This window comes from Novosphingobium sp. NDB2Meth1, assembly GCF_900117425.1.
Taxonomy (GTDB): domain Bacteria; phylum Pseudomonadota; class Alphaproteobacteria; order Sphingomonadales; family Sphingomonadaceae; genus Novosphingobium.
Genome location: NZ_FPEH01000011.1, coordinates 183436 through 209576, shown reverse-complemented (window position 1 = coordinate 209576; position 26141 = coordinate 183436). Strand labels below are relative to the sequence as shown.

General features: G+C 66.5%; 21 protein-coding genes. 9 read left to right on the top strand and 12 right to left on the bottom strand.

What is annotated here, in order from left to right; genetic code table 11:
* Positions 1–5: 5 nt before the first annotated feature.
* The 3 genes from NDB2M1_RS01335 to pdeM all read right to left on the bottom strand — a co-directional run bounded on the left by NDB2M1_RS01335 (position 6) and on the right by pdeM (position 3127).
* Positions 6–1424 (bottom strand): SLC13 family permease, encoded by a 1419-nt coding sequence (locus NDB2M1_RS01335; RefSeq protein WP_072378911.1) that lies wholly within the window; start codon positions 1422–1424, stop codon positions 6–8.
* 357 nt (positions 1425–1781) lie between these two features.
* On the bottom strand, positions 1782–2303 hold the full coding sequence (infC, locus tag NDB2M1_RS01330) for a translation initiation factor IF-3 (RefSeq protein ID WP_054122104.1): 522 nt from the start codon (positions 2301–2303) through the stop codon (positions 1782–1784).
* A gap of 128 nt (positions 2304–2431) precedes the next feature.
* Entirely contained in the window at positions 2432–3127 is a 696-nt protein-coding gene (pdeM, locus tag NDB2M1_RS01325; RefSeq protein ID WP_072378909.1) for a ligase-associated DNA damage response endonuclease PdeM, read from the bottom strand.
* Between the two features lie 60 nt (positions 3128–3187).
* On the opposite strand from pdeM, the gene hemF reads away from it, so the two are divergent.
* Positions 3188–4072, top strand: coding sequence for an oxygen-dependent coproporphyrinogen oxidase (gene hemF, locus NDB2M1_RS01320; RefSeq protein WP_072378907.1), 885 nt, complete (start codon positions 3188–3190; stop codon positions 4070–4072).
* Positions 4073–4080: 8 nt separating this feature from the next.
* Here the strand turns inward: hemF and NDB2M1_RS01315 are convergent, their stop codons facing one another.
* Positions 4081–5277, bottom strand: coding sequence for a glycosyltransferase family 87 protein (locus NDB2M1_RS01315; RefSeq protein ID WP_072378905.1), 1197 nt, complete (start codon positions 5275–5277; stop codon positions 4081–4083).
* A gap of 114 nt (positions 5278–5391) precedes the next feature.
* Between NDB2M1_RS01315 and NDB2M1_RS01310 the strand changes: the two genes are divergently transcribed.
* Positions 5392–7482 (top strand): RelA/SpoT family protein, encoded by a 2091-nt coding sequence (locus NDB2M1_RS01310; RefSeq protein WP_072378903.1) that lies wholly within the window; start codon positions 5392–5394, stop codon positions 7480–7482.
* A complete protein-coding gene (locus tag NDB2M1_RS01305) occupies positions 7479–7886 on the top strand; it encodes an ester cyclase (protein ID WP_072378901.1) in 408 nt (135 codons plus the stop codon). Before NDB2M1_RS01310 ends, NDB2M1_RS01305 begins: the two co-directional genes overlap by 4 nt.
* A gap of 31 nt (positions 7887–7917) precedes the next feature.
* Here NDB2M1_RS01305 and NDB2M1_RS01300 read toward each other — a convergent pair whose 3' ends face one another.
* The 3 genes from NDB2M1_RS01300 to NDB2M1_RS01290 all read right to left on the bottom strand — a co-directional run bounded on the left by NDB2M1_RS01300 (position 7918) and on the right by NDB2M1_RS01290 (position 12428).
* On the bottom strand, positions 7918–9666 hold the full coding sequence (locus NDB2M1_RS01300) for an amidohydrolase (RefSeq protein WP_083554584.1): 1749 nt from the start codon (positions 9664–9666) through the stop codon (positions 7918–7920).
* Between the two features lie 140 nt (positions 9667–9806).
* A complete protein-coding gene (locus NDB2M1_RS01295; protein ID WP_072378899.1) occupies positions 9807–11165 on the bottom strand; it encodes an aromatic ring-hydroxylating oxygenase subunit alpha in 1359 nt (452 codons plus the stop codon).
* Between the two features lie 132 nt (positions 11166–11297).
* Positions 11298–12428, bottom strand: coding sequence for an RcnB family protein (locus NDB2M1_RS01290; RefSeq protein ID WP_143146585.1), 1131 nt, complete (start codon positions 12426–12428; stop codon positions 11298–11300).
* Positions 12429–12565: 137 nt separating this feature from the next.
* Between NDB2M1_RS01290 and NDB2M1_RS01285 the strand changes: the two genes are divergently transcribed.
* Positions 12566–13156: a PNPOx family protein gene (locus NDB2M1_RS01285; protein WP_072378897.1), complete on the top strand. Its 591-nt coding sequence runs from the start codon at positions 12566–12568 to the stop codon at positions 13154–13156.
* A gap of 9 nt (positions 13157–13165) precedes the next feature.
* Here NDB2M1_RS01285 and ettA read toward each other — a convergent pair whose 3' ends face one another.
* On the bottom strand, positions 13166–14839 hold the full coding sequence (gene ettA / locus NDB2M1_RS01280; RefSeq protein ID WP_072378895.1) for an energy-dependent translational throttle protein EttA: 1674 nt from the start codon (positions 14837–14839) through the stop codon (positions 13166–13168).
* Positions 14840–15010: 171 nt separating this feature from the next.
* Here ettA and NDB2M1_RS01275 point away from each other — a divergent pair, with 171 nt between their 5' ends.
* Entirely contained in the window at positions 15011–16342 is a 1332-nt protein-coding gene (locus NDB2M1_RS01275) for a M28 family peptidase (RefSeq protein ID WP_072379987.1), read from the top strand.
* Positions 16343–16345: 3 nt separating this feature from the next.
* On the opposite strand, the gene NDB2M1_RS01270 is transcribed toward NDB2M1_RS01275, so the two are convergent.
* Complete coding sequence (locus NDB2M1_RS01270; RefSeq protein ID WP_072378893.1) at positions 16346–17137, bottom strand: dienelactone hydrolase family protein; 792 nt, start codon at positions 17135–17137, stop codon at positions 16346–16348.
* 79 nt (positions 17138–17216) lie between these two features.
* Positions 17217–18467 carry an acetyl-CoA C-acetyltransferase gene (locus NDB2M1_RS01265; RefSeq protein WP_072378891.1) on the bottom strand — a complete coding sequence of 417 codons (1251 nt, stop codon included), beginning with the start codon at positions 18465–18467 and terminating at the stop codon, positions 17217–17219.
* A gap of 141 nt (positions 18468–18608) precedes the next feature.
* On the opposite strand from NDB2M1_RS01265, the gene NDB2M1_RS01260 reads away from it, so the two are divergent.
* The 3 genes from NDB2M1_RS01260 to NDB2M1_RS01250 all read left to right on the top strand — a co-directional run bounded on the left by NDB2M1_RS01260 (position 18609) and on the right by NDB2M1_RS01250 (position 21709).
* Positions 18609–19631 carry a hypothetical protein gene (locus NDB2M1_RS01260; protein ID WP_072378889.1) on the top strand — a complete coding sequence of 341 codons (1023 nt, stop codon included), beginning with the start codon at positions 18609–18611 and terminating at the stop codon, positions 19629–19631.
* Positions 19632–19663: 32 nt separating this feature from the next.
* Entirely contained in the window at positions 19664–20863 is a 1200-nt protein-coding gene (locus tag NDB2M1_RS01255; RefSeq protein ID WP_072378887.1) for a M20 metallopeptidase family protein, read from the top strand.
* Positions 20864–20926: 63 nt separating this feature from the next.
* Complete coding sequence (locus NDB2M1_RS01250) at positions 20927–21709, top strand: tyrosine-protein phosphatase (RefSeq protein WP_072378885.1); 783 nt, start codon at positions 20927–20929, stop codon at positions 21707–21709.
* A 512-nt stretch (positions 21710–22221) separates the two neighbouring features.
* Here the strand turns inward: NDB2M1_RS01250 and NDB2M1_RS01240 are convergent.
* Positions 22222–23733 (bottom strand): DUF1963 domain-containing protein, encoded by a 1512-nt coding sequence (locus tag NDB2M1_RS01240; protein ID WP_072378881.1) that lies wholly within the window; start codon positions 23731–23733, stop codon positions 22222–22224.
* A gap of 116 nt (positions 23734–23849) precedes the next feature.
* Positions 23850–25073: an NADP-dependent isocitrate dehydrogenase gene (locus tag NDB2M1_RS01235; RefSeq protein ID WP_072378879.1), complete on the bottom strand. Its 1224-nt coding sequence runs from the start codon at positions 25071–25073 to the stop codon at positions 23850–23852.
* A 194-nt stretch (positions 25074–25267) separates the two neighbouring features.
* On the opposite strand from NDB2M1_RS01235, the gene NDB2M1_RS01230 reads away from it, so the two are divergent.
* Complete coding sequence (locus NDB2M1_RS01230; RefSeq protein ID WP_054122122.1) at positions 25268–26035, top strand: crotonase/enoyl-CoA hydratase family protein; 768 nt, start codon at positions 25268–25270, stop codon at positions 26033–26035.
* The last annotated feature ends 106 nt before the right edge of the window (positions 26036–26141 follow it).

Below are 26141 nucleotides of genomic sequence, written 5' to 3'. Positions count from 1 at the left end.
GGGCCTCAACCGCCGCCGATGCGCAGGAGTGCAGCCATGCCCCAGACGGTGCCGACGATCAGAAACACGCCGGCCAGGTCGAGCAGAAACCCGGCCCGCAGCACGCGGGGCATGGCGATGTGGCCGGTGCCCCAGGCGAGCGCGTTTGGGCCGGTCCCAGCGGGGAGCATGAACCCCCAGCTGGCCGCGAGTGCGGCGGGCAGCGCAAGCAGGATCGGATCGGCCCCCAGCGCGCCGCACAGCGCGGCGACGACGGGCATGATCCCGCTGGCGGCTGCAATATTGCTGGCAAACTCGGTGACGAGAATGACGAACGAGACGAGCACCAGCGCGACAATCGGCAGCGGCACCGTGCGCAAGGGCAACATCGCGGTGGCGAGCCAGTCGCTGAGGCCAGAAGCGTCCATCCCCATGGCGAGACTGAGGCCGCCGCCGAACATCAGGATGACGTCCCAAGGCATGCGGTTGGCCTCCTTCCATGTCAGCATCGCGCGCCCCGTCCCGTCGGGCAAGACGAAGAGGACAAGGCCCGCGATGGCGGCGATGGTGCCGTCGGTCAGCCCGCCCTTGGGGAACAGGCTTTCAGTGAGGGGCAGGGTGACCCAGGCCAGCACGGTGAGAAGGAAGAGGGGGACGAGCCGGCGTTCGGGCACGGTCCAGTGGACGGAGTGCTCGATGGCATCGCGGGCGGCGGCGGGATCGAACGAGCCGGGACCGATGCGGTGGACGCGGGCGATGATGAGCGCGGCGAGGGGAATGCCGATGAGCACGACGGGCAAGCCGAAGGCGGACCATTCGAGGAAGCTGATCTTCACGCCGAGGGTGCGGTCGAGCAGTGCGGCGGCGATGGCATTGGTAGGGGTGCCGACGATGGTGCCATAACCGCCGAGTGTGGCGGCGAAAGCGACGCCCATCGGCAGCGCGCCGGCCATGCCGTCGGTCTCGCCGTCCTCGACCCCGCCGGAGGTGAGGATGGCGAGCGCCATCGGCATCATGATCAGCGCGGTCGACGTGTTCGAGATGAACATCGAGATCGCGGCGGTGCTGGCCATGACGGCGAGCAGCAGCCGCACAGGGCTGGTCCCGGCGCGGGCCAGCATGGCCAGCGCGAGGCGGCGGTGCAGGCCGGTCCGCTCGATGGCGAGCGCGAGGAAAGCGCCGCCGACGAAGAGGAACATGATCGGCGAGTAGTAGGCTGCGGCGGTCTTGTTCGCGTCGGTCACCCCGGTGAGGGGAAGGACGATGAAGGGGAGGAGGGCGGTGGCCGAAAGCGGCATCGCCTCGGTCATCCACCAGACGGCCATCCACCACACGAGCCCGGCGGTGTGCCACGCGTTGGGCGGCATTGCGGCGGGCGCGGCGATGAGCAGAGTCGCGAGAAGGCCGAGCGGACCGGCGACGAGGGCGATGCGCTGCGCGTTCATGTGGTGGAACGGGCGCAAGTTGACACAGTTGACACTGTCCTGAGGATTAATTGCATTCGATCAGTACGGGTGTTTTGATCGGCTGGGCCGATTATTCTGCAGAACGCTGTGATGAACTCGCCCATAAACCCAGATGTGCCCCGCCGGTGTGCCCGCGGGGACATGCATAGGGCATGGAAGGCGGGGTAGGAAAATGGTTTTGCGCGGAAATTGGGTCGGGGCCGATACAGGGCTTCACGCGCCAGACCGCTCGTCACCCAGGGGCGAGCCCGGGTGACGAAGGTTCATGTCGGAGATTACCTGCAGTTCCCCTCTCGCGAGCCCGCTCCCCTCAAGGGGAGAGGGCTGAGGGGCGCCTTACTTGGGTGCCAGCACCATCAGCATCTGGCGGCCTTCCATGCGGGGGAAGGCTTCGACCTTGGCCACTTCGGCGACGTCGTCTTGCACCTTGCGCAGGAGGTTCATGCCGAGCTGCTGGTGCGAGAGTTCGCGGCCACGGAAGCGCAAGGTGATCTTGACCTTGTCGCCTTCGCCGATGAACTTGATCACGTTGCGCATCTTGGTGTCGTAATCGTGGTCATCGATGTTCGGACGCATCTTGATCTCCTTGATCTCCTGCGTCTTCTGGCTCTTGCGGGCGAGGTTGGCCTTCTTCTGCGCTTCGTAGCGGAACTTGCCCACATCGAGGAACTTGCAGACCGGCGGATCGGCGTTGGGGGAGACCTCGACAAGGTCGAGCCCGACTTCGTTGGCCTGCTCGATCGCTTCGCGGGTATACATGACGCCCAGATTTTCGCCGTTCTCATCGATCACGCGCACCTTGGGCACGGCGATGAGGTGGTTGTAGCGGGGGCCGGTCTTGACAGGGGGCGCCATCATGCGCCGGGGTGGGGGGGCTATAGTGCTTGCTCCTGATGTTTCAAATGCGGGGGAGGACTGCTGAATCCGGCCCCCGCGCGCTCATATCACAATGCGGCGGCAGATAAAGCGGGAAGGTTGGTTTGAGGTTAAGCGGTTTCAATCCCGCGCCAGAGGGGGAAGCGGGCGAGCTTTCCTGCGGCGGGCACGAGGGCGTCGATCGCGCGGGCCGGCTGGAGGGCGCCGAGGATGGCAGGGTCCGCCGCGTCCATGCCGCCCGTCAGCGCGCCGAATGCGGGCAGGATCAGGCGGCGCTCGCTGGCGACGGCGCAGGGGCGGGCAACGCTGCGGCCACGCGCGGTGACGCGCAGTTTGGGGTGATAATGGCCCGAAAGCTCGGCTCCGGTCTCGCCGGGGCGGGCTTCATGGCGCAGCGCGATGCCGCGCACTGCGAGTTCGGCGACACCTTCAGTTTTGACGCTGATGTCCTTGGTGTCGTGGTTGCCGGTGATCCAAACCCAGTCCACCGCGCGCATCAGCGCATCGAGCATGCCCGCGGCGTGGGGTTCAAGGCGGCTGGGGCCATGGCTGTCGTGGAAATTGTCACCGAGGCAGAATACGCGGCGGGCGCCGGTTTCCCGCAAGGCATCCGCGACTCGGGAAAGCGTTTCGCGGCTGTCGTAGGGTGGGAGCATCTGGCCGCGCGAGGCGTACCAGCTGGCCTTTTCGAGGTGGAGATCGGCCACCAGCAGGGCGCGCTCCTCTGCCCAGTAGAGCGCGCGCGACGGAGCGAGTGCGAACTCCTGTCCGGCGAATGCAAAAGAGGCGAACGAAACGGGAACCATGCACGGGCCTTGCCGGATTGCGTTTGGCTTGGCAAGACTTGCCCCATGAGCACTGCACAAATGGCCGGAGAGGCTGTCGCCAAAACGGATTGGAGCGCGGAGACCGCCCGCGCCCGGACCTGGTTCGAAAGCCTGCGGGACCGGATCTGCGCGGAGTTCGAGGCGATCGAGCGCGAGGCGGGCAGCGACGCCAGCTTCACTTACACGCCGTGGAAGCGCGAGCACCATGGCGAGCCGGTTCCCGACGGCGGCGGCGGCGTGCAGGGCCTGATGAAGGGCAAGGTGTTCGAGAAAGTCGGCGTCAACGTCTCGACCGTCGGCGGCACGTTCAGCGCGGATTTTGCCAAGACGATGAACGGCGCGGACCCGGACAACCCGGCGTTCACCGCGACGGGGATCAGCCTGGTGGCGCACATGGCGAACCCGCATGTGCCCGCTGTCCACATGAACACGCGCTTCCTGACGACGCGCAAGGCCTGGTTCGGCGGCGGCGGCGATCTCAATCCGCCTATCCCTTACGACGAGGACACGGCGGACTTCCACGCCAGCTACAAGGCGGCGTGCGACAAGCATGATCCGGCGTACTACCCCAAGTTCAAGGCCTGGGCGGACGACTACTTCTACATCCCGCACCGAAAGGTGCACCGCGGCGTCGGCGGGATCTTCTACGATCACCTCGAATGCGCCGACGATGCGGCGTTCGAGGCGAACTTCGCATTTACCCGCGATGTGGGCGATGCCTTCCTCAACGTCTATCCGGCGCTGGTTCGGCGCCGCATGGGGATGGACTTCACCCGTGAGGACAAGCTCAAGCAGCTGACCTGGCGCGGGCGCTATGCCGAGTTCAATCTGGTCTATGACCGGGGTACGCTGTTCGGGCTGAAGACGGGCGGCAATATCGACGCGATCCTGATGAGTCTGCCGCCCGAGGCGAACTGGGAGTAGCTTCAGGTTCAGGTGGCTTTGGCCACCTTCTGCGGCGCCCAGGTCGTCCAGACAAGGCCGACGAGGATCGCGGCGGGGATCGGCATGAGGTTGAGCCCCAGTGGCAGCGCGGCGGCTCGGGTGGCGAGGGGGGCGAGCCAGATCAGCACCAGCAGCGTCTTCTCCCAGGGCCGCCAGCCCTCGCGGTGGCCCATGCCGATGAGGAACGCCATTGGCATGATCAGAAACGGCAAGTCGTAGCTGAACAGGTAGGGTGAGGCGAGCGCGGTGGCGGCGAGAAGCATGGCGCCGGCGGCTTCGACCGAGGGGGCACGGCGCCAGTAGAGGCAGGCGAGCGCGCCGGTTATGGCCGTGATGACGGCCTGCCCATAGAGTGCCACTGTGCTGCCGAAGAGGACGCGCAGGGCGGCATAGGGCGTGCACATGCGCAGGAAGAACTCGGCGCTGGGCTGGTTCATCAGGTACTGGCTGACTTCGAAGCTCTGCGGATAGGCGCGCCAGGTCTCCAGCCCGAACACGGCGAGCGAGGCGAGGCATAGCGCGAAGGCCGAGGCAGCGGCAGCGGCGATGGCCGTCCATTTGCGCCCGGCGGCGAGCCAGAAGGGGACCAGCAGCGCGAGATGCGGCTTGATCACGAGGAGGCCGAACAGCGCGCCGGAGAGCGCCTGCGAGCGGCGCAGCGTGAGCACGGCGGCGATCAGCAATGCGCCGGTGATGAAGCCGTTCTGCGCATGGCTGGCGGCGAGGTAGGCGCCGGGGAAGGCGAGCACGACGAGCGCTCCGGCAGCGCCTGCACCGGGCAACGCGCGGCGAGCGACGAGAAACCACAGGGCCCATCCGGCGAGCGCCCAGACGATCCACGCCACGGCATAGGGCATCAATCCCAAGGGCGCGGCAAGGAACAGAAACGGCGGCGGATTGACATAGGCGACCATCTGCCCGGTGCCCGCCGCCATTTGCGCGGCGTGTTCGGCCACGAGATCATAGACGCGCGGAGCAGGGCCGGAGAGCAGCAGGCGCCCGGTGCCCCAGAAGGCGAGGAAATCGCTGCCAACAGTGCCGGTCGCCTCGCGGAACACCTTCACCATCATCGGAATATAGGCGACGAGGATCATGGCGGCATAGACCCGCACGCGTCCGGCATCGAGCCACGAGAGCGTGCGCAGGTTGGCCTTCAGCCTTATGCCGAGATCTTGGTCGCTCATTGGTCCCCACCGTGCCGCCCCGGTCTCGCTATGGCAACATAGGCATGAAAGATTTGCGCATCGGCGGCATTTTCCCTTGTCGGAAGCGCCGGGCAGAGGCCATCTTAGTCAGACATGCTGCGTCAGTACGAACTTGTCGAACGCGTGCTCGCCTATGATCCCGATGCGGACGAGGCGATGCTGAACCGCGCCTATGTCTATACCGTGCAGAAACACGGTACGCAGAAGCGCGCCTCGGGCGACCCGTACTTCTCGCACCCCGTCGAGGTGGCGGGCCTGATGACCGAGCTGAAGCTCGATCAGGAGACGATCGTGACGGCGCTGCTCCACGATACGGTGGAGGACACGCTCGCCACGGTCGAGGAAGTCGAGCGCCTGTTCGGCCCCGAAGTCGCGCGGCTGGTCGATGGCGTCACCAAGCTCTCGAAGATCGAGACGATGAGCGACAAGGAGCGCGCGGCGGAGAACCTGCGCAAGTTCCTGCTCGCTATGAGCGAAGACTTGCGCGTGCTGCTGGTGAAGCTGGCCGACCGGCTGCACAACATGCGCACGCTGCACTACATCAAGAGCGAGGAAAAGCGCCGCCGCATCGCGCGCGAGACAATGGATATCTACGCGCCCTTGGCCGAGCGCGTGGGCATGTACGAATACATGCGCGAGATGCAGCTGCTGGCCTTTGAACAGCTGGAGCCCGAGGCCTATGCCACGATCACCGGGCGGCTGGGGGCGATCAAGAGCGAAGAGGGCGGGCAGGTCGGCTCGATCGCGCTCTCGATCAAGCAGGCGCTGGCCGAAGCGGGGCTGAAGGTCGAGGTTTCGGGACGCGAGAAGCACCCGTTCTCGATCTGGCGCAAGATGGCCGAGCGCCATGTGAGCTTCGAGCAGATCACCGACATCATGGCCTTCCGCGTGCTGACGACAAGCGAGGCGGACTGCTACACCGCCTTGGGCGTGCTGCACCGGACGTGGCAGATGATCCCCGGGCGGTTCAAGGACTATATCTCGACGCCGAAGATGAACGGCTACAAGAGCCTGCACACATCGCTGATCTATAACAACGCGATGCGTGTCGAAGTTCAGATCAAGACGCACGAGATGCACCGGATCAACGAGTTCGGCCTGGCTGCGCACTGGGCCTACAAGCAGGGCGCACTGCCGGACGGGCAAGTCGGCTGGGTGCGCGATCTGGTCGAGATTCTGGAAGCGAGCAGCGACGCGGACGAGCTGCTCGAGAATACCAAGATGGCGATCTATCAGGACCGCATCTTCGCCTTCACCCCCAAGGGCGCGCTCTATCAGCTGCCCAAGGGCGCGACGCCGATCGACTTTGCCTTTGCCGTCCACACCAATCTCGGCGCGCAGGCGGTTGGCGCGAAGATCAACGGGCGGCACGTGCCGCTGCGCACGCCGCTGAACAACGGCGATGTGGTGGAGATCATCAAGAGCCGCAGCAGCGAGCCGCAGCTTTCGTGGCTGGCCTTCGTGGTGACGGGCAAGGCGCGCGCCGCGATCCGCCGTGCGGTGCGCCAGAAGGAACGCGCCGAAATCGCCGAAATCGGGCGCAAGCTCTATGACGAGATCGCCGAGCGGCTGCCGAGCAAGATCGGCAAGAAGGCGCTGAACGATGCGATCAAGCGGCTGAAATTCAGCAACGAGGAAGAGCTGATGGTTGCCATCGGCAGCGCCAAGATCGACGACCGGCAAGTGATGGAAGCGTTGGTGCCGGGAAGCGCGGCGAACCTGCCCGCGAGCGAGGAATGGCCCCGCCAGCAGCGCGCGATTGCGGTGCGCGGGCTGACGCCGGGCATGGCGTTCAAGCTGGCGGACTGCTGCCACCCGGTGCCGGGCGACCGCATCGTCGGACTGAGGCGCATGGGCAAGGGCGTGGAAGTCCACGCGATCGATTGCATGAGCCTGGCAAGCGGCGTGGATGCCGACTGGATCGACCTTTCGTGGGATGCGCGCACCGATGGCGCGGTGGGGCGGATCCGGGCGGAGCTGTATAATCGGCCGGGGACGCTGGCGGAAATGGCGGGCGTGTTTGCCAAGAACCATGCCAATGTGGTCAATCTGGAAATGACCCAGCGCGAGAACCCGTTCCATACCTATGAAGTCGATCTGGAAGTGCGCGATCTGGCGCACCTGACGCGCATCGTCAGCGCGCTGCGGGCCAGCGACGCTGTGGCGCAGGCGGATCGGATTTGACTCCTACGCAGCTGATCGAGCGGTTCTACCACGAAGTGTGGAACCGCGCGGACGAGGCGCTGGCGCATGAAATCCTTGCGCCGGACTTCCGGTTCCGCGGCTCGCTGGGGCCGGAGAAGCGCAGGGTGGATGGCTTTGTCGACTACATGCGCGCGGTCCATGCGGCGCTGGGCGGCTATACCTGCACCATTCTGGAGATCATCGAGCAGGGCGAGCGCGCGGCGGTGCGGCTGCGGTTTGCGGGGGTGCATCGGGGGCCGTTTTTCGGCGTGGAGGCGACCGGGCGCGAGATCAGCTGGGCGGGCGCGGCGTTCTTCGGCTTTGCCGAGGGGCGGATCGAAGAGCTGTGGGTGCTGGGCGATGTGGACGCAGTGAAAGCGCAATTGGGGGCGGCGGGCGCTTGAGAAACTGCGCGGGACGCCAGTCAGGGCCCGGTCAATGCTTGGTGGCCTCGTAGACGACGGCACCGCCGAGAACGGTAAGTTCGACACGAGCCTCATGGATCGCGAGCACTGGGACGGCATAGGGATCACGGTCAAGAACGACGAAGTCGGCGAGCTTCCCGGATGTGAGCGTTCCGCGCTCGCCGGCCTCTCCCTGCAACCGGGCCCCGTTGACGGTGTATGCGGCGATCGCTTCGGCCAGCGTCAGCGACTCCGCTGCATTGAGGGGGAGGTCTTCCTTCCCCTCTGGATCGCGACCGCCCGCGTAGCGACGCGTGACGGCGGTCTCGAGGCCCTCGACGGGACTTACGCCCGTCACGGGCCAGTCCGACCCCCAGACGAGGAGCGCGTGATTTTCCAGCAGTTGCCGCGTCGGAAACAGTTTCCCTACCCGCGCCATACCGAACAGGCGCGGCGCGAACACTCGCTCCCAGGGATCCTGCCGGCTCCAGAGCGGCGACATGTTCGCCGCGACCCGAAGCGAGCGGAAGCGAGGGAGGTCTGCTGCGGCGACGAGGTTGACGTGCGCGATTGTATGCATCGGCCCGTGATCACCGTTGGCATGGCGCGCAGCCGCAACCGCATCAAGCGCGGCGCGGACGGCCCCATCGCCCTGCGCATGGAAATGCACCCGAAAACCCAAACGGTCGAGGCGGGTGACGATGCGGTTCAGGCGCTGCTGCGCGATGAAGATCTCGCCGCGGCCATATTGCAGTCCATCCGCGTAGGGCTCGAGCAGCGCGACAGTGTGCGATCCGTATGCTCCGTCTAGAAAGACCTTCACGCAGTCGGCCTTTGTCCGCCGGCCTGAAAAGGCGCGCCGTTCAGCTATGAATCGGCGAATTTGCGGCTCGTCCGGGTCTTCGGCGCGATGCGCGAGACACATATGAACCCGCATCGGGAGGCGGCTGGACGCATCGAGCGCCTTGTACGCAGCCGCGATTTCCGGTCTCGTCATTGCATCTTCCAGCGCGGTGATGCCTTGCGCATTCATCGTGTTGAGGGCCGCCGTCAGTGTGCGTTGATAGTCTTCGGCAGTCGGCGGCGCGATGACGCGCTCCACCAGTTCCATCGCCGCGGATTCCTGAAGGGCTCCGGACGGCTCGCCGTCGGCGTCGTGTTCTATTCGCCCGTTCGATGGGTCCGGGGTTTCGCGGCCGATATTGGCGGCGGCAAGGGCGCGGCTGTTCGCCCAGCCCTCGTGACCGGAGTTGTTGGTGAGATAGGCCGGGCGGTCGGGCACAACGGCATCGAGTTCGCGCCGGTTCGGCTGCCCGCTTGGCAGGAAGGCAACCTCGTCCCAGCCGTCCCCCTGGATCCAGGGCAGCGCCGGATGCGCGGCCGCGAAACTGCGGATACGTTCGAGAATCTCGTCACGGCGCGTGAGCCCATGCAGATCGACCAAGCGCTGAGGGTCAGGGATATCCGCAGGGTGCACGTGCGAGTCCTGAAATCCCGGTAGCACCGCCCGGCCGTCGAGCTCGACAACTCGGGTCTTGGGGCCGATCAGCGCGCGAGCGCCGGCCGTCGTGCCGACATACGCGATGCGTTCTCCTGTGACGGCGATTGCTTCGGCGGTCGTTTGCTGCGGATCGCCCGTGTGTACGACGCCGTCGATGAGGACAAGGTCGGCCCAAGGGGCGGCGGCACCGGCGGCGGCCGGGGAAGCCGCCTCCGCGAGCTGCCCTGTGCCGGAAAGCAAGAGCGCAACCGCCGTCGCGATGACGAAATACTGGCGCATGGTCTCCCCCCCTGCTCAGCCGCACAACATGCGTCGGCCTGCATATCCTTCCACGGACAAGGCGGCAATTCGAACGCGGTGACGGTGGTTAAGCACGATGGACGCGCCGAGGAGAGCTGCTGAGCTCGCCGTCCGCTCCGTCACTCCCCCGCCAGCGCGGCATCCAGCGCATCATGGAAGTGCTGCACCCGCGCTTCCTCGTCGCTCAGCCAGACCGCCTCGAACCCGCTTGAGGCCATACCCTGCTGGACGCGGGCGAGGAGGGAGATGTCCTCGTCGATGGTCACGGTCATCGTCTTGCGGCCGGCGATGATGTCCTCGTGGGTGAAGCTGTCGCGCTGCGGGCGCTGGTAATCCGCGGGGCGGGGGCCGTTTAGGCGGAAGTGGGTGCCGGCTTCGACGCCGTCCTCGCCCTTGGCCTTGGCGACATCCTGCTCGGTGCCGTGGAACTGGACCAGCGTGATCATGTCGAAGTGGCTCTTGCCCGGATCGGTGGCATCGGGACGTGAGCGCATCAGCCAGGCGCTTTCGGGGGTGATCGAGAGGATCACGTTGGGGAAGAGGTTGAACTGCCAGACGTCGCTCAGCTGGGCGTCGGAGAACGCGCTGTAGTCGATGCCGCGCGCCTCGGCGACCTTGCGCTTGGCGCGTTGCAGCGCGGGGCGGATGGCGGGGACGCGGCCCTTGAAGTCCGCCGGATCGAGGCCGAAGGCTTGCAGTTGCATGGCGAGAAGATCGGTCGGCGCTTCGGGTACGGGGAAGCCGGAATCGGTGGTGCCACCTTCGACATAGACGGCGGTGTGGCCATGATCGAACAATTCGAATGGCGCCGCGGCGCATTCGAACATGCGGCGGTGCAAGGGGTGGATGAAGGGGACGTGGTAGAGTTCGGCAAAATTGTCGAGGATCGCCTTCCAGTTGCAGGTGTGCGAAACGGTCTGGTCATTGCTGACGGTCATCGCCTCCAACCGGTAGGGCGCGATGAGCTCTGCAATCGGTGCGAGGAACTCGGCGATGGTGGGGCCGGCGGGGACGAGGCGGACGAAGACCATGCCGAGGGCTTCCTCCACCTCGACCGGCTTCAGCGCGAGATCGCGCTTGGGAATGCCGTTGGAGAAGCGCGCGGCGCCCGGGACGCCCTGAAGTTCGCCATCAAGCCCGTAAGCCCAGGCATGATAGGGGCAGACGACTTTGCGCAAGGTGCCGAGCGGTTCGGTGACAAGGCGCGTGCCGCGGTGCGTGCAGGCGTTGTGCATGGCGCGCAAGCCGCCGTCGGCGCCGCGCGCGATCAGTATGCTTTCGGCGCCGATCTCGAAGGTGAAGTACTGCCCCGGCGCGGCGACATCGGCGGCCATGCCGGCAACGAGCCATGTCCGCGCCCAGAGGTGGTCTCGCTCCCGCTCCATCCATTCGCGCGAGACGTAGCGATCCTTGGTGAAATTGGTGATCGGGATCGGCGCCGTATCGGGGGCATGGGGCTGCGGGCTGGCTTTGGGCATGGTTTGCTCCCGGCACGGCGCGGTGATGGAGCGAACTATGGACGCAATCCCGGCGGACAGAACTAATCATTCTCCTAGGCCGCGCGAGGAAGGCAGGCCGGGCGAGCGCTCAATGCCCGCCCGGCCGCCGGTTCACCAGAAGATGTCGTAGATGGCGTCGACGACTTCGCCGGTGTAGATATCCACCAGCAGCGCGTCGTCATAGTAGCGGACCCAGCGGTAGGGGCCCCAGGCATCGGGGAGGCGATAGGCCCAGGGATCGGCGATCCAGTAGCGCTCGTCGTAGAACGGGGCGCCGATGGTGACGCCGATGGCGAAGCGGCTGTAGGAATAGCCCCGCCACGGCGCGGAATAGAAGCCGAGGCTGAACGTGCTGCGGTGGCGGTTGCGCCAGCCGTACCAGTCGTAGCGGTTGTCTCGCCGCCAGCCGTCGCGGTCCCAGCGGCGCCAGTTGTTGTTGTAACCCCAGGCATTTCCGCGCCAGCCGTTGTTGTAGCCCCAGCGGCGGTCGTCCCCGCGCCAGCCGTTGTTGTAGCCCCAGCGGCGGTCGTCGCGGCCCTGCCAGCCATTGTTGCCGCGCCAGCCGTTGTTGCCCGCCCAGCGGTTGTCACGGCCTTGCCAGTTGTTGTTGTTCCGATCGCGCTGCCAGTCGCGCTGGCCATCGCGATCCCGATCCCGATCACGCTGCCAATCGCGCTGGTCGCCCCGCTGGTCGCCGCGGCCTTCGGCCCAGCGGTTGTCGCGGTTGGCCTGCGGATTTCGGGCGGGATCGACGTAGGTGGGGTTGCGGCCCTGCCACGTCGGCGCGCTGCCCGGCGTCGCCTGCGGGGCGCCGTTGTTGTTCCAGCCGGGGCGGCCGCCAAATGGGGGCTGGCCATTGGCATAGGCGCCATTGCCGCGATCACCGCGCTCGCGGTCTCCGCCGCCATTGCCGCTACCCTGCCATGCGGGTCGACCTTGCCAGCCGCCATCACGCTGCGGCTGCGGCGCGGGGCCGCTGCCTTGCGAGAACGTGGGGCGGCCCGACCAGCTTGGCTGCTGCGGGGCGGGTGCAGGGGCGGGTGCAGGGGCGGGAGCGCGGTTCTGCCAGGCGGGCGCCTGCATCGGCGCGGCGCGTTCCTGCCGCTCCATCCGGCCGGCGCCGCGCTCGCCGCGATCCTGGCGTTCCTGCGCGAAGGCGGCATCCGGCAGCAGCATCGCGGTGCCCAGCACGAGGGCGAGAAGGGCGGAAGTGCTGCTCTTCAAAACGGACTTGGCGGCCATGGTCCCGGCTCCCGTTGGCTGAGTCGCGATCGATCCAGCTCTTGTCATGATCGTGTAAGTATCCGAGTCGCGCTGTCGCGGGAATGAACCAAGTGGATGGCCTGCCATTCAGGTTGGCGGGTCCGGGAGAAACGGATTTGGAATGGACGCTCGATGACGTTCTTGCCGATGCAGCCCGGCGATTGGCCGCTGCTGCGCGTGACCGCAAGCAGGCGATGCATACGCCAGTGGTGGGCACGGCGGACGGCGATCTGCGCATGATGGTGCTGCGCGAGGCCAGCGCCGATCTCGCGTGCTTGCGGTTTCACACCGATCTGCGCAGCCCCAAGGTGGCCCTGATCGGGGAGGGTGCGCCGGTGAGCGTGCTGGCTTACGATCCCGACGCCCGCGTGCAGCTGCGCATGCGCGGGGTGGGGCGAATCGAGCATGCCGGATTCGTGGTCGATGCGGCGTGGAGCAGGACAGCGCCTTCCAGCCGCCGCTGCTATCTGGCCGAAACCGGACCCGGCGGCATGCTCGAAGCGGCGGGCTCCGCGATCCCGGAGGCGCTTTCCCGTCGCAGCCCGACCGTCGACGAAACGCTGCCCGGTCGCAGCAACTTTGCGGTGCTGCTGATCGAAGTGCGCAGCCTCGATTGGCTCAGGCTGGACAACGGAGGCGGGACCCGCGCCCGATTTACGCGCCCGGATGCCTCCAGCCCATGGTCCGGCGGATGGATTGCGCCGTGAGCTGAAGCCTCAGCGCGTCAGCTTCTTGTAGGCGAGGCGCGTCGGCCGGTCCGCCGCATCGCCCAGACGGCGGCGCTTGTCTTCCTCATAGGCTTCGAAGTTGCCTTCGAACCATTCGACGTGGCTGTTGCCCTCGAAGGCGAGGATGTGCGTGGCGAGGCGGTCGAGGAAGAAGCGGTCGTGGCTGATGACCACGGCGCAGCCCGCGAAGTTCTCGATCGCGTCTTCCAGCGCACGCAGCGTTTCGACGTCGAGGTCGTTGGTCGGCTCGTCGAGCAGGAGGACGTTGCCGCCGGCCTTGAGCATCTTGGCCATGTGCACGCGGTTGCGTTCACCGCCCGAGAGCTTGCCGACGTTCTTCTGCTGGTCCTGACCCTTGAAGTTGAACGCGCCCACGTAGGCGCGCGTCGACATGTCCTGCTTGTTGACCTTCATGTAATCGAGCCCGTCGGAGATTTCCTCCCAGACGTTCTTCGACGGATCGAGGTGGTCGCGGCTCTGGTCGACGTAGCCGAGGTGGACCGTCTGGCCGATCTCGATCGTGCCGCTGTCGGGCTGCTCCTGTCCGGTGATGAGCTTGAACAGCGTGGATTTGCCGGCGCCGTTCGGCCCGATCACGCCGACGATGCCGCCGGGGGGGAGCATGAACGAGAGGTTCTCGAACAGGAGCTTGTCGCCATAGGCCTTGGAGATGTTCTTGGCCTCGATCACCTTGCCGCCGAGGCGTTCGGGCACCTGGATGACGATCTGGGCTTTGCCGATGGGGCGGTTCTCGGCGGATTCGACGAGCTGGTCGAACGCCTTGATACGCGCCTTGGACTTGGTCTGGCGGCCCTTCGGCCCCTGCCGGATCCACTCGAGTTCCTGCGCGATGGCCTTCTGGCGGCCTTCGTCTTCGCGCGCTTCCTGCTCGAGCCGCTTGGCCTTCTTCTCGAGGTAGGTCGAGTAGTTGCCCTCGTAGGGGAAGTACTTGCCGCGATCGAGTTCGAGGATCCAGCCGACGACGTTGTCGAGGAAGTAGCGGTCGTGGGTGATCATCAGCACCGCGCCCGCATAGTCCTTGAGATGGTTTTCCAACCAGTTGACGCTTTCGGCATCGAGGTGGTTGGTCGGCTCGTCCAGCAGCAGGATCGAGGGCTTCTGGATCAGCAGGCGGGTGAGCGCGACGCGGCGCTTTTCGCCGCCCGAGAGGCTGTTCACCGGCCAGTCGCCCGGCGGGCAGCGCAGGGCTTCCATCGCGATTTCGAGTTGGTTGTCGAGCGTCCAGCCGTCGACCGCGTCGATCTTGTCCTGCAGTTCGGCCATTTCGGCGCCGAGCGCGTCGAAGTCGGCGTCTTCCTCGGCCATTTCCATGCCGATGGCGTTGAAGCGGTCGACCATGTCGGCGATCTCGCGCGCGCCGTCCTTGACGTTCTCGAGCACCGTCTTGGTCTCGTCGAGCTGGGGTTCCTGCTCGAGGTAGCCGACGGTGATGTTCTCGCCCGGCCAGGCTTCGCCGGTGTAGTCCTTGTCGATGCCGGCCATGATCTTGATCAGCGTCGACTTGCCCGCACCGTTGGGGCCGACGATGCCGATCTTGGCTCCCTGGTAGAACTGCAGGTTGATGTCCTTCAGCACGGGCTTGGGCGCGCCGGGGAAGGTCTTGGTCATGTTCTTCATGACGTAGGCGTACTGGGCGGCCATCGCAGGGTCCTTGATCTCGAAAAAGTATGGAGTTGCGGCGCGCTCTACAGGGGCGCGGGGCGGCGGGCAAGCGGGGTGAGCGGGCATGCCGCGGAGCTATCGAAATCGGGTGGCGTTTCTGTTTGGCGGCGGGCATTGCAGGCGCATGGCGGCCTGTCGGGAGATGTGATGATGGCGACTTTTCGAAAGCTGGCGCTGCTGGCGGCGCTCTTTCCCGGTGCGGCGATGGCGGCACCTCCAGCGGACGACACGGCATGGGACTTCATCGCCGGGCTCACCAGCGAAGTCGGCCAGCGCCTCGCCGGGAGCGAGGCCGAAGCGCGTGGGCGGGCTTGGGCGGCAGACAAGCTCAAGGCCATGGGCTTCCGCAATGTGGCCATCGAACCCGCAACGACGCGCGCCTATGTTCGCGGGACCGATGCGGCGCGGCTGACCGTGCCGGTGCCGCAGAGGCTGGCGGTGAGCGCGCTGGGTTTCAGCGGAACGACGCCGGATGCGGGGATCGAGGCCGAGGTGGTCTATTTCGCCTCACTCGATGCGCTGCAGGCGGCGCCTGCGGGATCGCTGACAGGCAAGATCGTGTTCCTCGATCATGCGATGAGGGCGGCGCAGGACGGCAGCGGCTATGGGCCCTATGGACAGGCGCGGCGGGCGGGGCCGGCCGTGGCCTCGACCAAGGGTGCGGCGGCCATCGTGATCCGCTCGATCGGGACGGACAGCCACCGCAATCCGCACACCGGGGTGACCAACTGGCCAGCGGGTGTGACGCCGATCCCTGCGGCAGCGATGTCGAACCCGGATGCAGACATGCTGGTGCGGCTGATCGGCAAGGGCAAAGCGCTGCGCATGGCGCTGACCCTCACCGGGCGGACAGCAGAGAGTTTGCCTACCGGCAACGTGATCGGCGACCTGCCGGGGCGCAATCCGGCTTTGCCGCCGATCCTCGTCGGCTGCCATCTCGACAGCTGGGATCTGGGCACCGGCGCGCTGGATGACGGCGCGGGCTGTGCGATTGTGACGGCAGCCGCCCTGAAGGCGCAAAGCGCAGGGCCGACCTTGCGCACGATCCGCGTGCTGCTGGCGGGCGCGGAGGAAATCGGCGCGGCGGGCGGCGCGGCGTATGCCAAGGCGCATCCGGAGCGGCATGCGCTCGCGATGGAAAGCGATTCTGGCTCTGACCGCATCTGGCGGGTCGAGATGAAGTTTGCGCCTTCGAACGCCGCGCTGGCGGACAAGGTGGCTGCCTCGCTGGCGCCGCTGGGGATCGTGCGCGGCAAGGGCGAAGTCGAGGGCGGGGCGGATGTCGGCCCGGTGATCAAGGCTCAGAAGCTGGCAGTGATCGACCTGACGCAGGACATGACGCACTACTTCGACATTCACCACACGCCCGACGACACGCTCGACAAGATCGACCGCGCCGCACTGACGCAGAATGTCGATGCCTGGGCGGCGGTGCTGGGCGTGGTCGCGAATGCGGCGGAGGAGATCGCGCCGGCGGACTAGGGGTCAGTCGGCCGTGCGCTGCTTGAAGAAGGCGATGACGTCTTCCTCGACCTGCTTGGTCTTGCTCCCCGGTTCGTCGATCAGGTGCCAGGTGAGCACGGAATGCGGTGCGATGGGCGCAGCGGGATTGGCTTCGGCGTCGGTGAGGTCGATCGTCTCGCAGCGATCGCCAAAGGTTGCGCGCAGCATGGCGAAGCGGGCATCGGGGACGAGCTTGTCACTGGTGAAGCGCAGCGCCTTCATCGAGAGGTCCTCCTCCGCAAAGCGGCGCTTGGCGCAGGCGATTTCCTCCGCGCTCGCATCGATGCGCCCGGCACCCTTCTTGCCCAGTGGCAAGGACGGCTGCGACAGGACGGGAGCGACGACCGCCGGCTCGGTCATCATGGCGAGCGCGAAGCCGCCTGTCAGGCACATGCCGACCGCGCCCACGCCGCGCCCGCCGCAATCGGCATGCGCCTTGCGGGCCAGAGCGCGGAGCCAATCGACGATGGGGCTGGATTTGCCGTTTGCCCAGACGTTGAATTCGCGGCGCACACAGATCGTCCAGAGCATCTGGCCGAGCGCATAGGCCTGTGACGGCATGCGGCCATCCTCGCCGAAAAGGCTCGGGCAATAAACGGTCATCCCCTGCGCCGCGACGCGGTCGGCAAAGCGCAGCACTTGCGGGTGGAGATTGGGGATCTCGTGCATAACGATGACGGCAGGGCCGCTGCCCTTGCGCCACACGCGGCGGGTGTAGGGGCCATCGGTGAAATCGAAGGCTTCGTAGCCGGCGAAGGCTTCGGGACTTTTCATGTGTGGCTCCCCCCGGATACGACAAGACCCGGAGGGTGATGGCACCATCCGGGTCTTCCAAGCGATTTTCAGTTGCGGATCAAATGCGTTCGATGATGATCGCCGGGGCCATGCCGCCGGCCGCGCACATCGTGACAAGGCCGTAGCGACCGCCCGAACGCTCGAGTTCATCGAGCGCGGTGCCGATGAGGATCGAGCCGGTCGCGCCGATGGGGTGGCCGAGCGCCATCGCGCCGCCGTTGATGTTCACCTTTTCGCGGTCGAGATCGAGATCGCGGATGAATTTTTCGGCGACGACGGCGAAAGCCTCGTTGATTTCCCAGACGTCGATGTCGTCCTTGGTGAGGCCGGCCTTGGCGAGGACCTTCTTGGCCGCGGGGACGGGCGCATTGAGCATCAGCGTCGGGTCATCGCCCTGGTTGGCATAGGCGACGATGCGCGCGCGGGGCTTCAGCCCGTGCTTTTCGGCGTAGGCGGGCGAGGTGATGAGCAGCGCGGCGGCGCCATCGACGACGCCCGACGAGTTGCCAGCGTGATGGACGGGCTTGATGTCCACGTCCGGATAACGGCGGTTGATCTGCTTGCGGAAGGTCACGCCGCCGCCGAGGTCGAAGTCCATCATCCCGGCGAACGCGGGCTTGAGGCTGGCAAGGCCTTCGGCGGTTGTTTCGGGGCGGGGAAATTCCTCGTGGTCGAGCGCGACGGTGCCGTCCTCGTTGTAGACCGGCACGACCGACTTGGCGAAGCGGCCTTCCCGAATCGCGCGGTCGGCGCGCTGCTGGCTGACGAGGGCGAGCGCATCGAGCGCTTCGCGGTCGATGCCTTCGATGGTGGCGATGGCGTCGCCGCAAATGCCCTGGTGCGACTGCGGGTGCATCTCGTCGAGCGCCTTGTTGCCCGAGCCCATCAGGCGCGGCGGGAAGCCGGCATTCGCCATCGCGGCGGCGTTGGCGGCGGTGAAGCTCATCATTTCGGTGCCGCCGGCGATGACGCAGTCTTCCATGCCCGACATGACGCTGGCCGCGGCAAGGTTCACCGAAGTGATGCCGCCGCCGCAGAACCGATCAAGCGTGGTGCCGCTGGCGCTGATGTTGAAGCCCGCGGCGAGCGCGGCCATGCGGCCAAGATCGCCGCCCTGCTTGTCGACCTGGCTGGAGGTCGACCAGATGATGTCGTCGACGGTGCCGGTGTCGAGGTTGTTGCGCTCGGCAATCGCCTTCATGACGGTGGCGGCGAGATGCTGCGGGTGCAGGTGCGACAGCGCGCCCTTGCCGGGCTTGCCGATCCCGCGCGGGGTGCGGACGGCGTCGATGATATAGGCTTCGGCCATGACAGACTCTCCCAAATGCGTTAATCGAGCGATTAAACCGGGGTGGGCCGATGTGCAAGGGGGATCGGTGCTGTAACCCATCGCGCCGTCGCACCGTAAAGCACGATGCGCAAGCCCGCGCCGGTCTTGAGAAGGCGCCCCATGGTCCGACGCCGAACTGTGCTGGGAAGCCTCGCCGGCCTGGTCGCGCTGGGTGCGCGCGGATATGCCGAGACTGGCAGCAAACCCTATGAAGACAGTCCCGACGACTTGTACGAGGCGGTGCCGCATCATCCGGCTGTCCTGCTGGAGGCGGGCGAGCGGCGCGTGCGGGTTGTCTTTGCCGAAGGCGCGCCGGGGCTGGACCGCGCGCTCGTGCTCGATTGGGTGCGCCGGGGCATCGCGGCGACCACGGCCTATTACGGCGTGTTCCCGATGGCCGAATACACGCTGTTCCTGATCGCCGAGCCGGGCGCCCGCGTCGGCCATGCGACGACTTGGGGCTACAACGGCTCGATCACGCGCCAGCATGTCGGCGTCGCCACCACCAAGGCCACCTTCGACGACGACTGGATCCTCGTGCACGAAATGGTGCACTGTGCGTTTCCCGATCTGCCGCGCCGGGCGCTGTGGCTGCAGGAAGGCAATGCGACATGGGTCGAGCCTGTGGCCCGGGTCCGCGCAGGGCAATTGCCGGCGAGCGAGATCTGGCGGCAGGCGATCGATGGGCTGCCGCGCGGCAAGGCAGCGGCGGACGATGGCGGGATGGACGGCACCTTGGAGCATGGGCGGCTCTACTGGGGCGGCGCGGCGTTCTGGCTCGAAGCCGAGATCGCGATTTTCGAGGCGACCGGGGGCCGCAAGACGCTGCGTGATGCGCTGATCGCGATCAACCGCGCGAGCGGGGGCAATGTGGCGGACTGGTCGCCCGAACAGACCATGCAGGCGGGCGATGCCGCCATTGGCCAGCCGGTGCTGGCGCGGCTCTATACGCGCTGGGCGAGAACGCCGGTGGTAGTCGACGAGGCGCGCCTGTTCGCGCGGCTGGGGGTGCGCCGGACCGAGGGGCGCGGCGTCGCCTATGATGCCGCAGCGCCGCTTGCCGCACTGACGCGGCGGATAGACGCAGGTGGATGGGGGGGGGCGGATAGGGCCACCTCGACAAGTGCCCCGGTGCGATCCTAGACTGCATCTGCTTTTCGCCGAAGGAGCCCCCGATGCTGCATCCCGATCTTCTCGAACAGGCGCGAAGCCTTGAGCCGCAGATCACGGCGCTCAGGCGCGCGATCCATGCCGAGCCGGAACTGGGGCTGCACACGCCGTTGACGCGGGACAAGGTCCGCGCAGCGCTGGCGCATTTGCCGCTGACGTGGCGGGAAGGGCCTTCGACGACGGGGCTGGTCGCGACGCTGAAGTGCGGTGGCGGAAATGGGCGGCGTGTGCTGCTGCGCGGGGATATGGACGCGCTGGAAATGCCCGAAGAGACGGGGCTCGAGTTCGCCTCGCAGTTTGCGGGCCGCATGCATGCTTGCGGGCACGATGCGCATACGGCGATGCTGGCGGGGGCGGCGGAGCTGCTCTGCGCGCGGCGCGAACACCTTGCGGGCGAAGTGCAGTTCATGTTCCAGCCGGGCGAGGAAGGACACCACGGCGCGCGGTTCATGATCGAGGACGGGTTGCTGGAGCCCAAGGCGGACGCGGCCTTTGCGCTCCACATCATGCCCAACAGCCCGCACGGCATGATCGCCGGGCGCGCCGGGCCGCTGCTCGCATCGGCGGACCGCTTCGAGATCACCGTGAAGGGCGACGGCGGCCACGCCTCGATGCCGCACGACACGCTCGATCCGATCCCCGTCGCCTGCGAGATCGTGAGCGCCATTCAGGCGATGGTGACGCGCAAGTTCTCGGTTGCCGATCCGGTCGTTGCGACGGTGGCGAAGATCGAGGCAGGGACGGCTTACAACGTGATCCCGGACAGCGCGCATCTGCTGGGTACGATCCGCACGCTGTCTCCTGCCAGCCGCGCGAAGCTGCACGAAGCGCTGCCCAAGCTCGCCGAGCATATTGCCGCCGCTCATGGGCTGACGGCGCAGACTGCGATCATTCCGGGCTTTCCGGTGACGATCTGCGATGCGCGCGCGGTCGATCTGGGCGCGAAAGTGGCGGAGGAGATCGGCGGGGAGGGCCGTTTCCACCGGCTGGCGCATCCGATCATGGGCGCGGAGGACTTCTCCTATGTGCTCGAGCAGACGCCGGGGGCGATGTTCTTTCTCGGCGTCGCGCCTGAAGGGGCGGACTGGAAAAGCTGCTGCTCGATCCATTCGACGCGGATGATGCTGGATGAAAGCGTGATGCCGCTGGGCTCGGCGATGCTGGCGGGGTGTGCCGAGCGGTTCCTCGCGGAAGGCTTTGCGTGAGGTGCAATCCTGTCGTCTTGATCAGGTGGCATTGGCGCGGCTGATCTGACAAAGGCTGTACCCATGCAAAACCGCGTTCTGCCGCTCTCCGGCATTCACAACTTTCGCGACTATGGTGGCTACCGCGCGCGCGGCGGCACGCTGCGCACCGGGCATTTGTGGCGGTCTGGCCATCACTTCGGGGCGACGCTTCAGGATCTGGACGAGGTCCACCGCATTGGCATCGCGCGGGTGATCGATCTGCGGGGGGACAGCGAGCGCGCGCTGTTCCCCTGCCTGCGCCACCAAGAGTGGGCGGGGCAGGTGGTGTTCCACCCCGGCGAAACGGCGGGCGATCACGGCAAGGCCGTGCACGACGAGGCGGCGGCTGGCGTGCGCACGGTGGACGATGCGCGGGCCGCGATGGTGAAGCTTTACGACAAGCTGCCGTTCCGCCCGGTGCTGGTGGGCACGTTCCGGCTCTATCTGCAGACGCTCGCCGAGGACCATGGGCCGAGCCTGCTGCACTGCTTTGCCGGCAAGGACCGCACCGGCGTGGGCGCCGCGATTGTCCACCGCCTGCTGGGGGTGCATGCCGATGACGTGATGGCGGACTACCTCCTCACCAACACGGCCGGCAATTCCGAGGCGCGGATCGCGGCGGCGGCGGCGAACATCCGCGAGAGCTTCGGACGTTCGATGACCGATGATGCGCTGCGCATGATCATGTCGGTGCAGCCGGAGTTTCTCGATCAGGCCTTCGCCGCGATGGAGCGCGAGCACGGCACGTTCGAGGCTTATGCCGAGGCGGTGCTGGGCGCGGATGCGGCGCTGGTGGCGCGGCTGGAGGAACGGCTGGTGGTGTGAGGGGCGTGCGCAGGTTGCGGATCAGGTCGCCGCTTTTCGGTGGGAAGTGGGCGTTCCTCACTCTTCGCAAATGGCACCGCCCGCCGTCACCTTACCGCCCTCAATCGTCACAAAGCATCCGGGACTATATCTCTCCGCCGTGCACAGGCCCTTTGCTGCCTGCCCCGCTAATGGGCGCGGGGTTTCGTGCGGACCATCGACACTCAAGCGACACTGCCCCAAACAATCCGCCTTCCCGCTACAGGTCTTGCCAGCGTCCGAATAGTGGAGCTGGCAAATGGGATAGCCGAAGGCGCTGAGGCTCTCGTAGCCGTGCTGAGCAATGCACATCTGACGCTCCGACAAGCTCAAATGCTTAGGCGGGTTGCTGCTACAGCTTGCGGTGGCCAGTCCCAACAGGGGGCTCAGCATCAAGGCGCCGCGGAAAAAGATGCTGGACATCCTCGGACAGTCTCACAGCAGTTCGATGTCCGCAACTGGGCGAAACCTGTCATACAGCCCCATGAGTTCTCTCACTGCGCCCGCGTCATCACCACGTTCTCAAACCGCCGGTCCGCCAGATCCGCCGCAGTGATCCACCATTGCAGTGCGTTGCCTCCGAAGTGATGGCCCAGCGCGGGGTTGTCCGGCAGTTCGAGCAGTAGCAGGTGCGTGCCGGCAAGGTCCGCGTGGCCGCTGGCGGGCGCGAGCAGGCGCGCGGGCGGCGGGGCGATCACGCCTTCGGGGGTGCGGCGGGCGAGGGCGTGGCGCCAGGCGACGCGGGCCGTTACTTCTTCGGGGAACTTGGCGGCTTCTTCAGGCGAGGCGTGGAGTGTGGTCTCGATGGCGGCTTCGACGGCGGCGGGCATCACGTGCTCGGCGAGCGCGCGGTGGGTCGAGAGCCAGTCCCAGAAGGCCTTGCGCACCGGCGGGGCGAGCGGGGTGAGCGCGGGGTTGTTCAGCGCGTGATCGAACCAGGCCTGCGCTTCCTCGCGCACGGCCTTGATCTGGGCGGCGCGTTCCTCGGTCTCGAGGCCGGGGTAGGGATCATCGAGCACAGTGCGTGCGGCGCGGTCCACCTCGCGCACGAGCGCGGCGCAGACGATCTGGACGGTGATCCAGTCCTGCGGATAGCCGTACCAGAGCGGTTCAAAGCCTTGTCCGTCAGCGCCATGGAAATCCGCTGGTGTCAGGCCGGGTGCGAGTTCGTCCACGCCTTGCGCGGCGAGCAGGGCGCGCGCGGTATCCGCATTGTGCGGCCAGCCCGGCGTCTCGGTTTCCGGCAGCGCGATCAGCCGCGGCGCGATGGGCCAGCGCGGAAGGAGCTGCGTGCCGTGCTCGGGCGTCAGCGCCCAAGGCCAGACCAGCGCGGCCTCGTCGCCATAGGCCATCGCCAGCGTCGGCGGCACTTCGAGCGCGTGCCACGGCGTGCCGGCATAGCCTTGCGCATGGAGCACGCGGAACGCTTCGCCCGGGCCCCAGTCGAGATCGAGGAACAGCGCGAGCGCGCCTTCGGTGGGCAGCAGGCCAAGGCCCGCCTCATCGGGCACTTCGGAAAGATCGAGCTGGAGCAGGAAGTGGAGCGGTTTACCCGTGGCCGGACCCACCGGCCATTCCGCCGCGCCGGGGAGCACCGGGGTGCCGCCCAGCCAGCTGCGACCCTCGGGCGCGCGGTGCGGCGGGAAGTGCTGGCGCAGGACAAGGGCCTGCTGCCGTGCGGCTGCGAGCGGGGTGGGCAATGACGGAGTCGGTGCTTCCGGTTCAGGCTCGGCCGGTTCGGGTTCCGGCTCGAAGGGTTCGGGCTCGGGCCGCGCATTGGCCGCTTCGGCTTCGGCCAGCGATGCGGCGGAGATCAGGCGGCTGCGACCGGTCTTGAGCGGGAGCGGTTCGGGCTCGGGTTCCGGCTCGGCTGCATCCTTGCGGCGCTTCGCCTTCTTCGGCTTCGGCTCTTGCAGCGCGCGCTGGCGCAGCCAGTAAACCAGCAGCCCGATGAGTCCCAGCGCGCTGGTCAGGAAGATGGCAGAGATTGCGACTAAGGCCAGCACGCGTTCACCTGTTTGGTGTTACGCTGCTGTATTCTGCCCAAATCTGCAAGAAATGGTTAAATTTGGCTGAAACGGGGCGGGAGATTATCCCGCCCCAGACATATCAGCCTGCCAGCTCAGCCCTCGGCGGCCATCGCCGCTTCGAGGTTTTCGACGATGGCTTCGAAGAACTTTTCGGTCGTCATCCACGGCTGGTTGGGGCCGATCAGGATGGCGAGGTCCTTGGTCATCTTGCCGCTCTCGACGGTCTCGATGCAGACGCGCTCGAGCGTTTCGGCGAACTTCACGACTTCGGGCGTCTCGTCGAACTTGCCGCGGTAGATGAGGCCGCGCGTCCACGCGAAGATCGAGGCGATCGGGTTCGTCGAGGTCTGCTTGCCCTGCTGGTGCTGGCGGTAGTGACGCGTCACGGTGCCGTGCGCGGCCTCGGCCTCGATCGTCTTGCCATCGGGCGACATCAGCACCGAGGTCATCAGGCCGAGCGAGCCGAAGCCCTGCGCGACGGTATCGGACTGCACGTCGCCATCGTAGTTCTTGCAGGCCCAGACGAACTTGCCCGACCACTTGAGCGCCGAGGCGACCATGTCGTCGATCAGGCGGTGCTGGTATTCGATGCCGGCGGCCTTGAACTTCTCGGCGAAGCCTTCGGTGTCGAACACGTCCTGGAACAGATCCTTGAAGCGGCCGTCATAGGCCTTGAGGATGGTGTTCTTGGTGGAGAGATAGACCGGCCAGCCGAGCGCGAGGCCATAGTTGAACGAGGCGCGCGCGAAATCGCGGATCGAATCGTCGAGGTTGTACATCGCCATGGCGACGCCCGCGCTCGGGAAGTCGAACACGTCGAGATCGATCTTCTGGCCGTCATCGCCATCCCACACGAGGCGCAGCTTGCCGGGGCCGGGGATGAGGGTGTCGGTCGCCTTGTACTGGTCGCCGAACGCGTGGCGGCCGACGACGATGGGATCGGTCCAGCCCGGCACGAGCCGCGGCACGTTCTGGATCACGATGGGTTCGCGGAACACCACGCCGCCAAGGATGTTGCGGATCGTGCCGTTGGGCGACTTCCACATCTTCTTGAGGCCGAATTCCTCGACGCGCTGCTCGTCCGGCGTGATCGTGGCGCACTTCACGCCGACGCCATATTCCTTGATCGCGTTGGCAGAATCGATGGTGATCTGGTCGTTCGTCTCGTCGCGCTTCTCGACCGAGAGATCGTAGTACTTCAGATCGATATCGAGGTAGGGAAGGATCAGACGTTCGCGGATCCACTGCCAGATGATCCGCGTCATTTCGTCGCCGTCTAGCTCGACGACAGGATTCTTCACCTTGATCTTTGCCATGGTTTGCGTGCCTTCCCCGGGGAGAGTCCAAAAAATTTGCCGTTCCTTAGCAGGCAGTTCCGTGCGCGCAAGCGGCCCGGTTACACCAAAGGGCATGGGGCATGGCATTTCGGGCGCATTCAGTCTGGACAGGAGCCGGGGGCGGGTTCTAGACATTTAACCAAGCGATTAAGCGCTACCCGAGGAGAGATGTCGTGAGCGAAGCCCCCGAAGTCCTGACCGAAGTGGACGGCAACGTCCTGATCGTCACCATCAACCGGCCTGAAGCCAAGAACGCGATGACCAAGGCCGCGGCCGAAGGAATCGCCGCGGCGATGGACCGATTCGACGCCGAGACCGACCTGCGCTGCGCGATCCTGACCGGCGCGGGCGGCACGTTCTGCTCAGGGATGGACCTCAAGGGCTTCCTGCGCGGCGAGCGGCCGAGCGTGCCCGGCCGCGGCTTCGGCGCGCTGTCGCAGTGGACGCCGAAGAAGCCGATTATCGCGGCGGTCGACGGCTATGCGCTGGCGGGCGGCATGGAACTGGCGCTCTCGTGCGATCTGATCGTGGCGAACAAGGCCGCCAAGTTCGGCATTCCCGAAGCCAAGCGCGGGCTTGCAGCGGCCGCCGGCGGCCTGATCAAGCTGCCCCGGCAGATCCCCCCGCGCATCGCGATGGAACTCGCGCTGACGGGCGATTTCATGGATGCCGACCGCGCCTATGCGCTGGGTTTCGTCAACGAACTGACCGATGGGCCTTCGCTCGAGGCCGCCAAGGCGCTCGCCGCGCGCGTTGCCGCAAACGGCCCGCTCGCGCTGATTGCCTCGAAGGCGATCATCCGCGATTCGCACGAGTGGACCGAAGCCGAGATGTGGGACAAGCAGGAAGCCTATGTCGCGCCGGTATTCACCTCGTCCGACGCGCGCGAAGGCAGCCTCGCGTTTGCCGAGAAGCGCAAGCCCAACTGGCAGGGGAAGTAAGGACTCCCGGCTGTCGCCGGACCGGTGTGAAAGCCGGTCCGGTGACAGGCCTTCAAGGCAACAAAAAACCCCGCCGGAGCGGGGTTTTTCATGCGATGGTGGGCGT

Excerpts from the sequence above, each read along its gene's own strand:
- pdeM (WP_072378909.1), bottom strand. The coding sequence starts at position 3,127 with ATGGTTCCCGTTTCGTTCGCCTCTTTTGCATTCGCCGGACAGGAGTTC.
- ettA (WP_072378895.1), bottom strand. The coding sequence starts at position 14,839 with ATGGCCGCCCAGTACGCCTACGTCATGAAGAACATGACCAAGACCTTC.
- NDB2M1_RS01255 (WP_072378887.1), top strand. The coding sequence starts at position 19,664 with ATGCTGCATCCCGATCTTCTCGAACAGGCGCGAAGCCTTGAGCCGCAG.
- NDB2M1_RS01300 (WP_083554584.1), bottom strand. The coding sequence starts at position 9,666 with ATGCGCCAGTATTTCGTCATCGCGACGGCGGTTGCGCTCTTGCTTTCC.
- NDB2M1_RS01265 (WP_072378891.1), bottom strand. The coding sequence starts at position 18,467 with ATGGCCGAAGCCTATATCATCGACGCCGTCCGCACCCCGCGCGGGATC.
- NDB2M1_RS01275 (WP_072379987.1), top strand. The coding sequence starts at position 15,011 with ATGGCGACTTTTCGAAAGCTGGCGCTGCTGGCGGCGCTCTTTCCCGGT.
- NDB2M1_RS01270 (WP_072378893.1), bottom strand. The coding sequence starts at position 17,137 with ATGAAAAGTCCCGAAGCCTTCGCCGGCTACGAAGCCTTCGATTTCACC.
- NDB2M1_RS01260 (WP_072378889.1), top strand. The coding sequence starts at position 18,609 with ATGGTCCGACGCCGAACTGTGCTGGGAAGCCTCGCCGGCCTGGTCGCG.
- NDB2M1_RS01335 (WP_072378911.1), bottom strand. The coding sequence starts at position 1,424 with ATGAACGCGCAGCGCATCGCCCTCGTCGCCGGTCCGCTCGGCCTTCTC.
- infC (WP_054122104.1), bottom strand. The coding sequence starts at position 2,303 with ATGATGGCGCCCCCTGTCAAGACCGGCCCCCGCTACAACCACCTCATC.
- NDB2M1_RS01315 (WP_072378905.1), bottom strand. The coding sequence starts at position 5,277 with ATGAGCGACCAAGATCTCGGCATAAGGCTGAAGGCCAACCTGCGCACG.
- NDB2M1_RS01295 (WP_072378899.1), bottom strand. The coding sequence starts at position 11,165 with ATGCCCAAAGCCAGCCCGCAGCCCCATGCCCCCGATACGGCGCCGATC.
- NDB2M1_RS01235 (WP_072378879.1), bottom strand. The coding sequence starts at position 25,073 with ATGGCAAAGATCAAGGTGAAGAATCCTGTCGTCGAGCTAGACGGCGAC.
- hemF (WP_072378907.1), top strand. The coding sequence starts at position 3,188 with ATGGCCGGAGAGGCTGTCGCCAAAACGGATTGGAGCGCGGAGACCGCC.
- NDB2M1_RS01250 (WP_072378885.1), top strand. The coding sequence starts at position 20,927 with ATGCAAAACCGCGTTCTGCCGCTCTCCGGCATTCACAACTTTCGCGAC.
- NDB2M1_RS01290 (WP_143146585.1), bottom strand. The coding sequence starts at position 12,428 with ATGGCCGCCAAGTCCGTTTTGAAGAGCAGCACTTCCGCCCTTCTCGCC.
- NDB2M1_RS01310 (WP_072378903.1), top strand. The coding sequence starts at position 5,392 with ATGCTGCGTCAGTACGAACTTGTCGAACGCGTGCTCGCCTATGATCCC.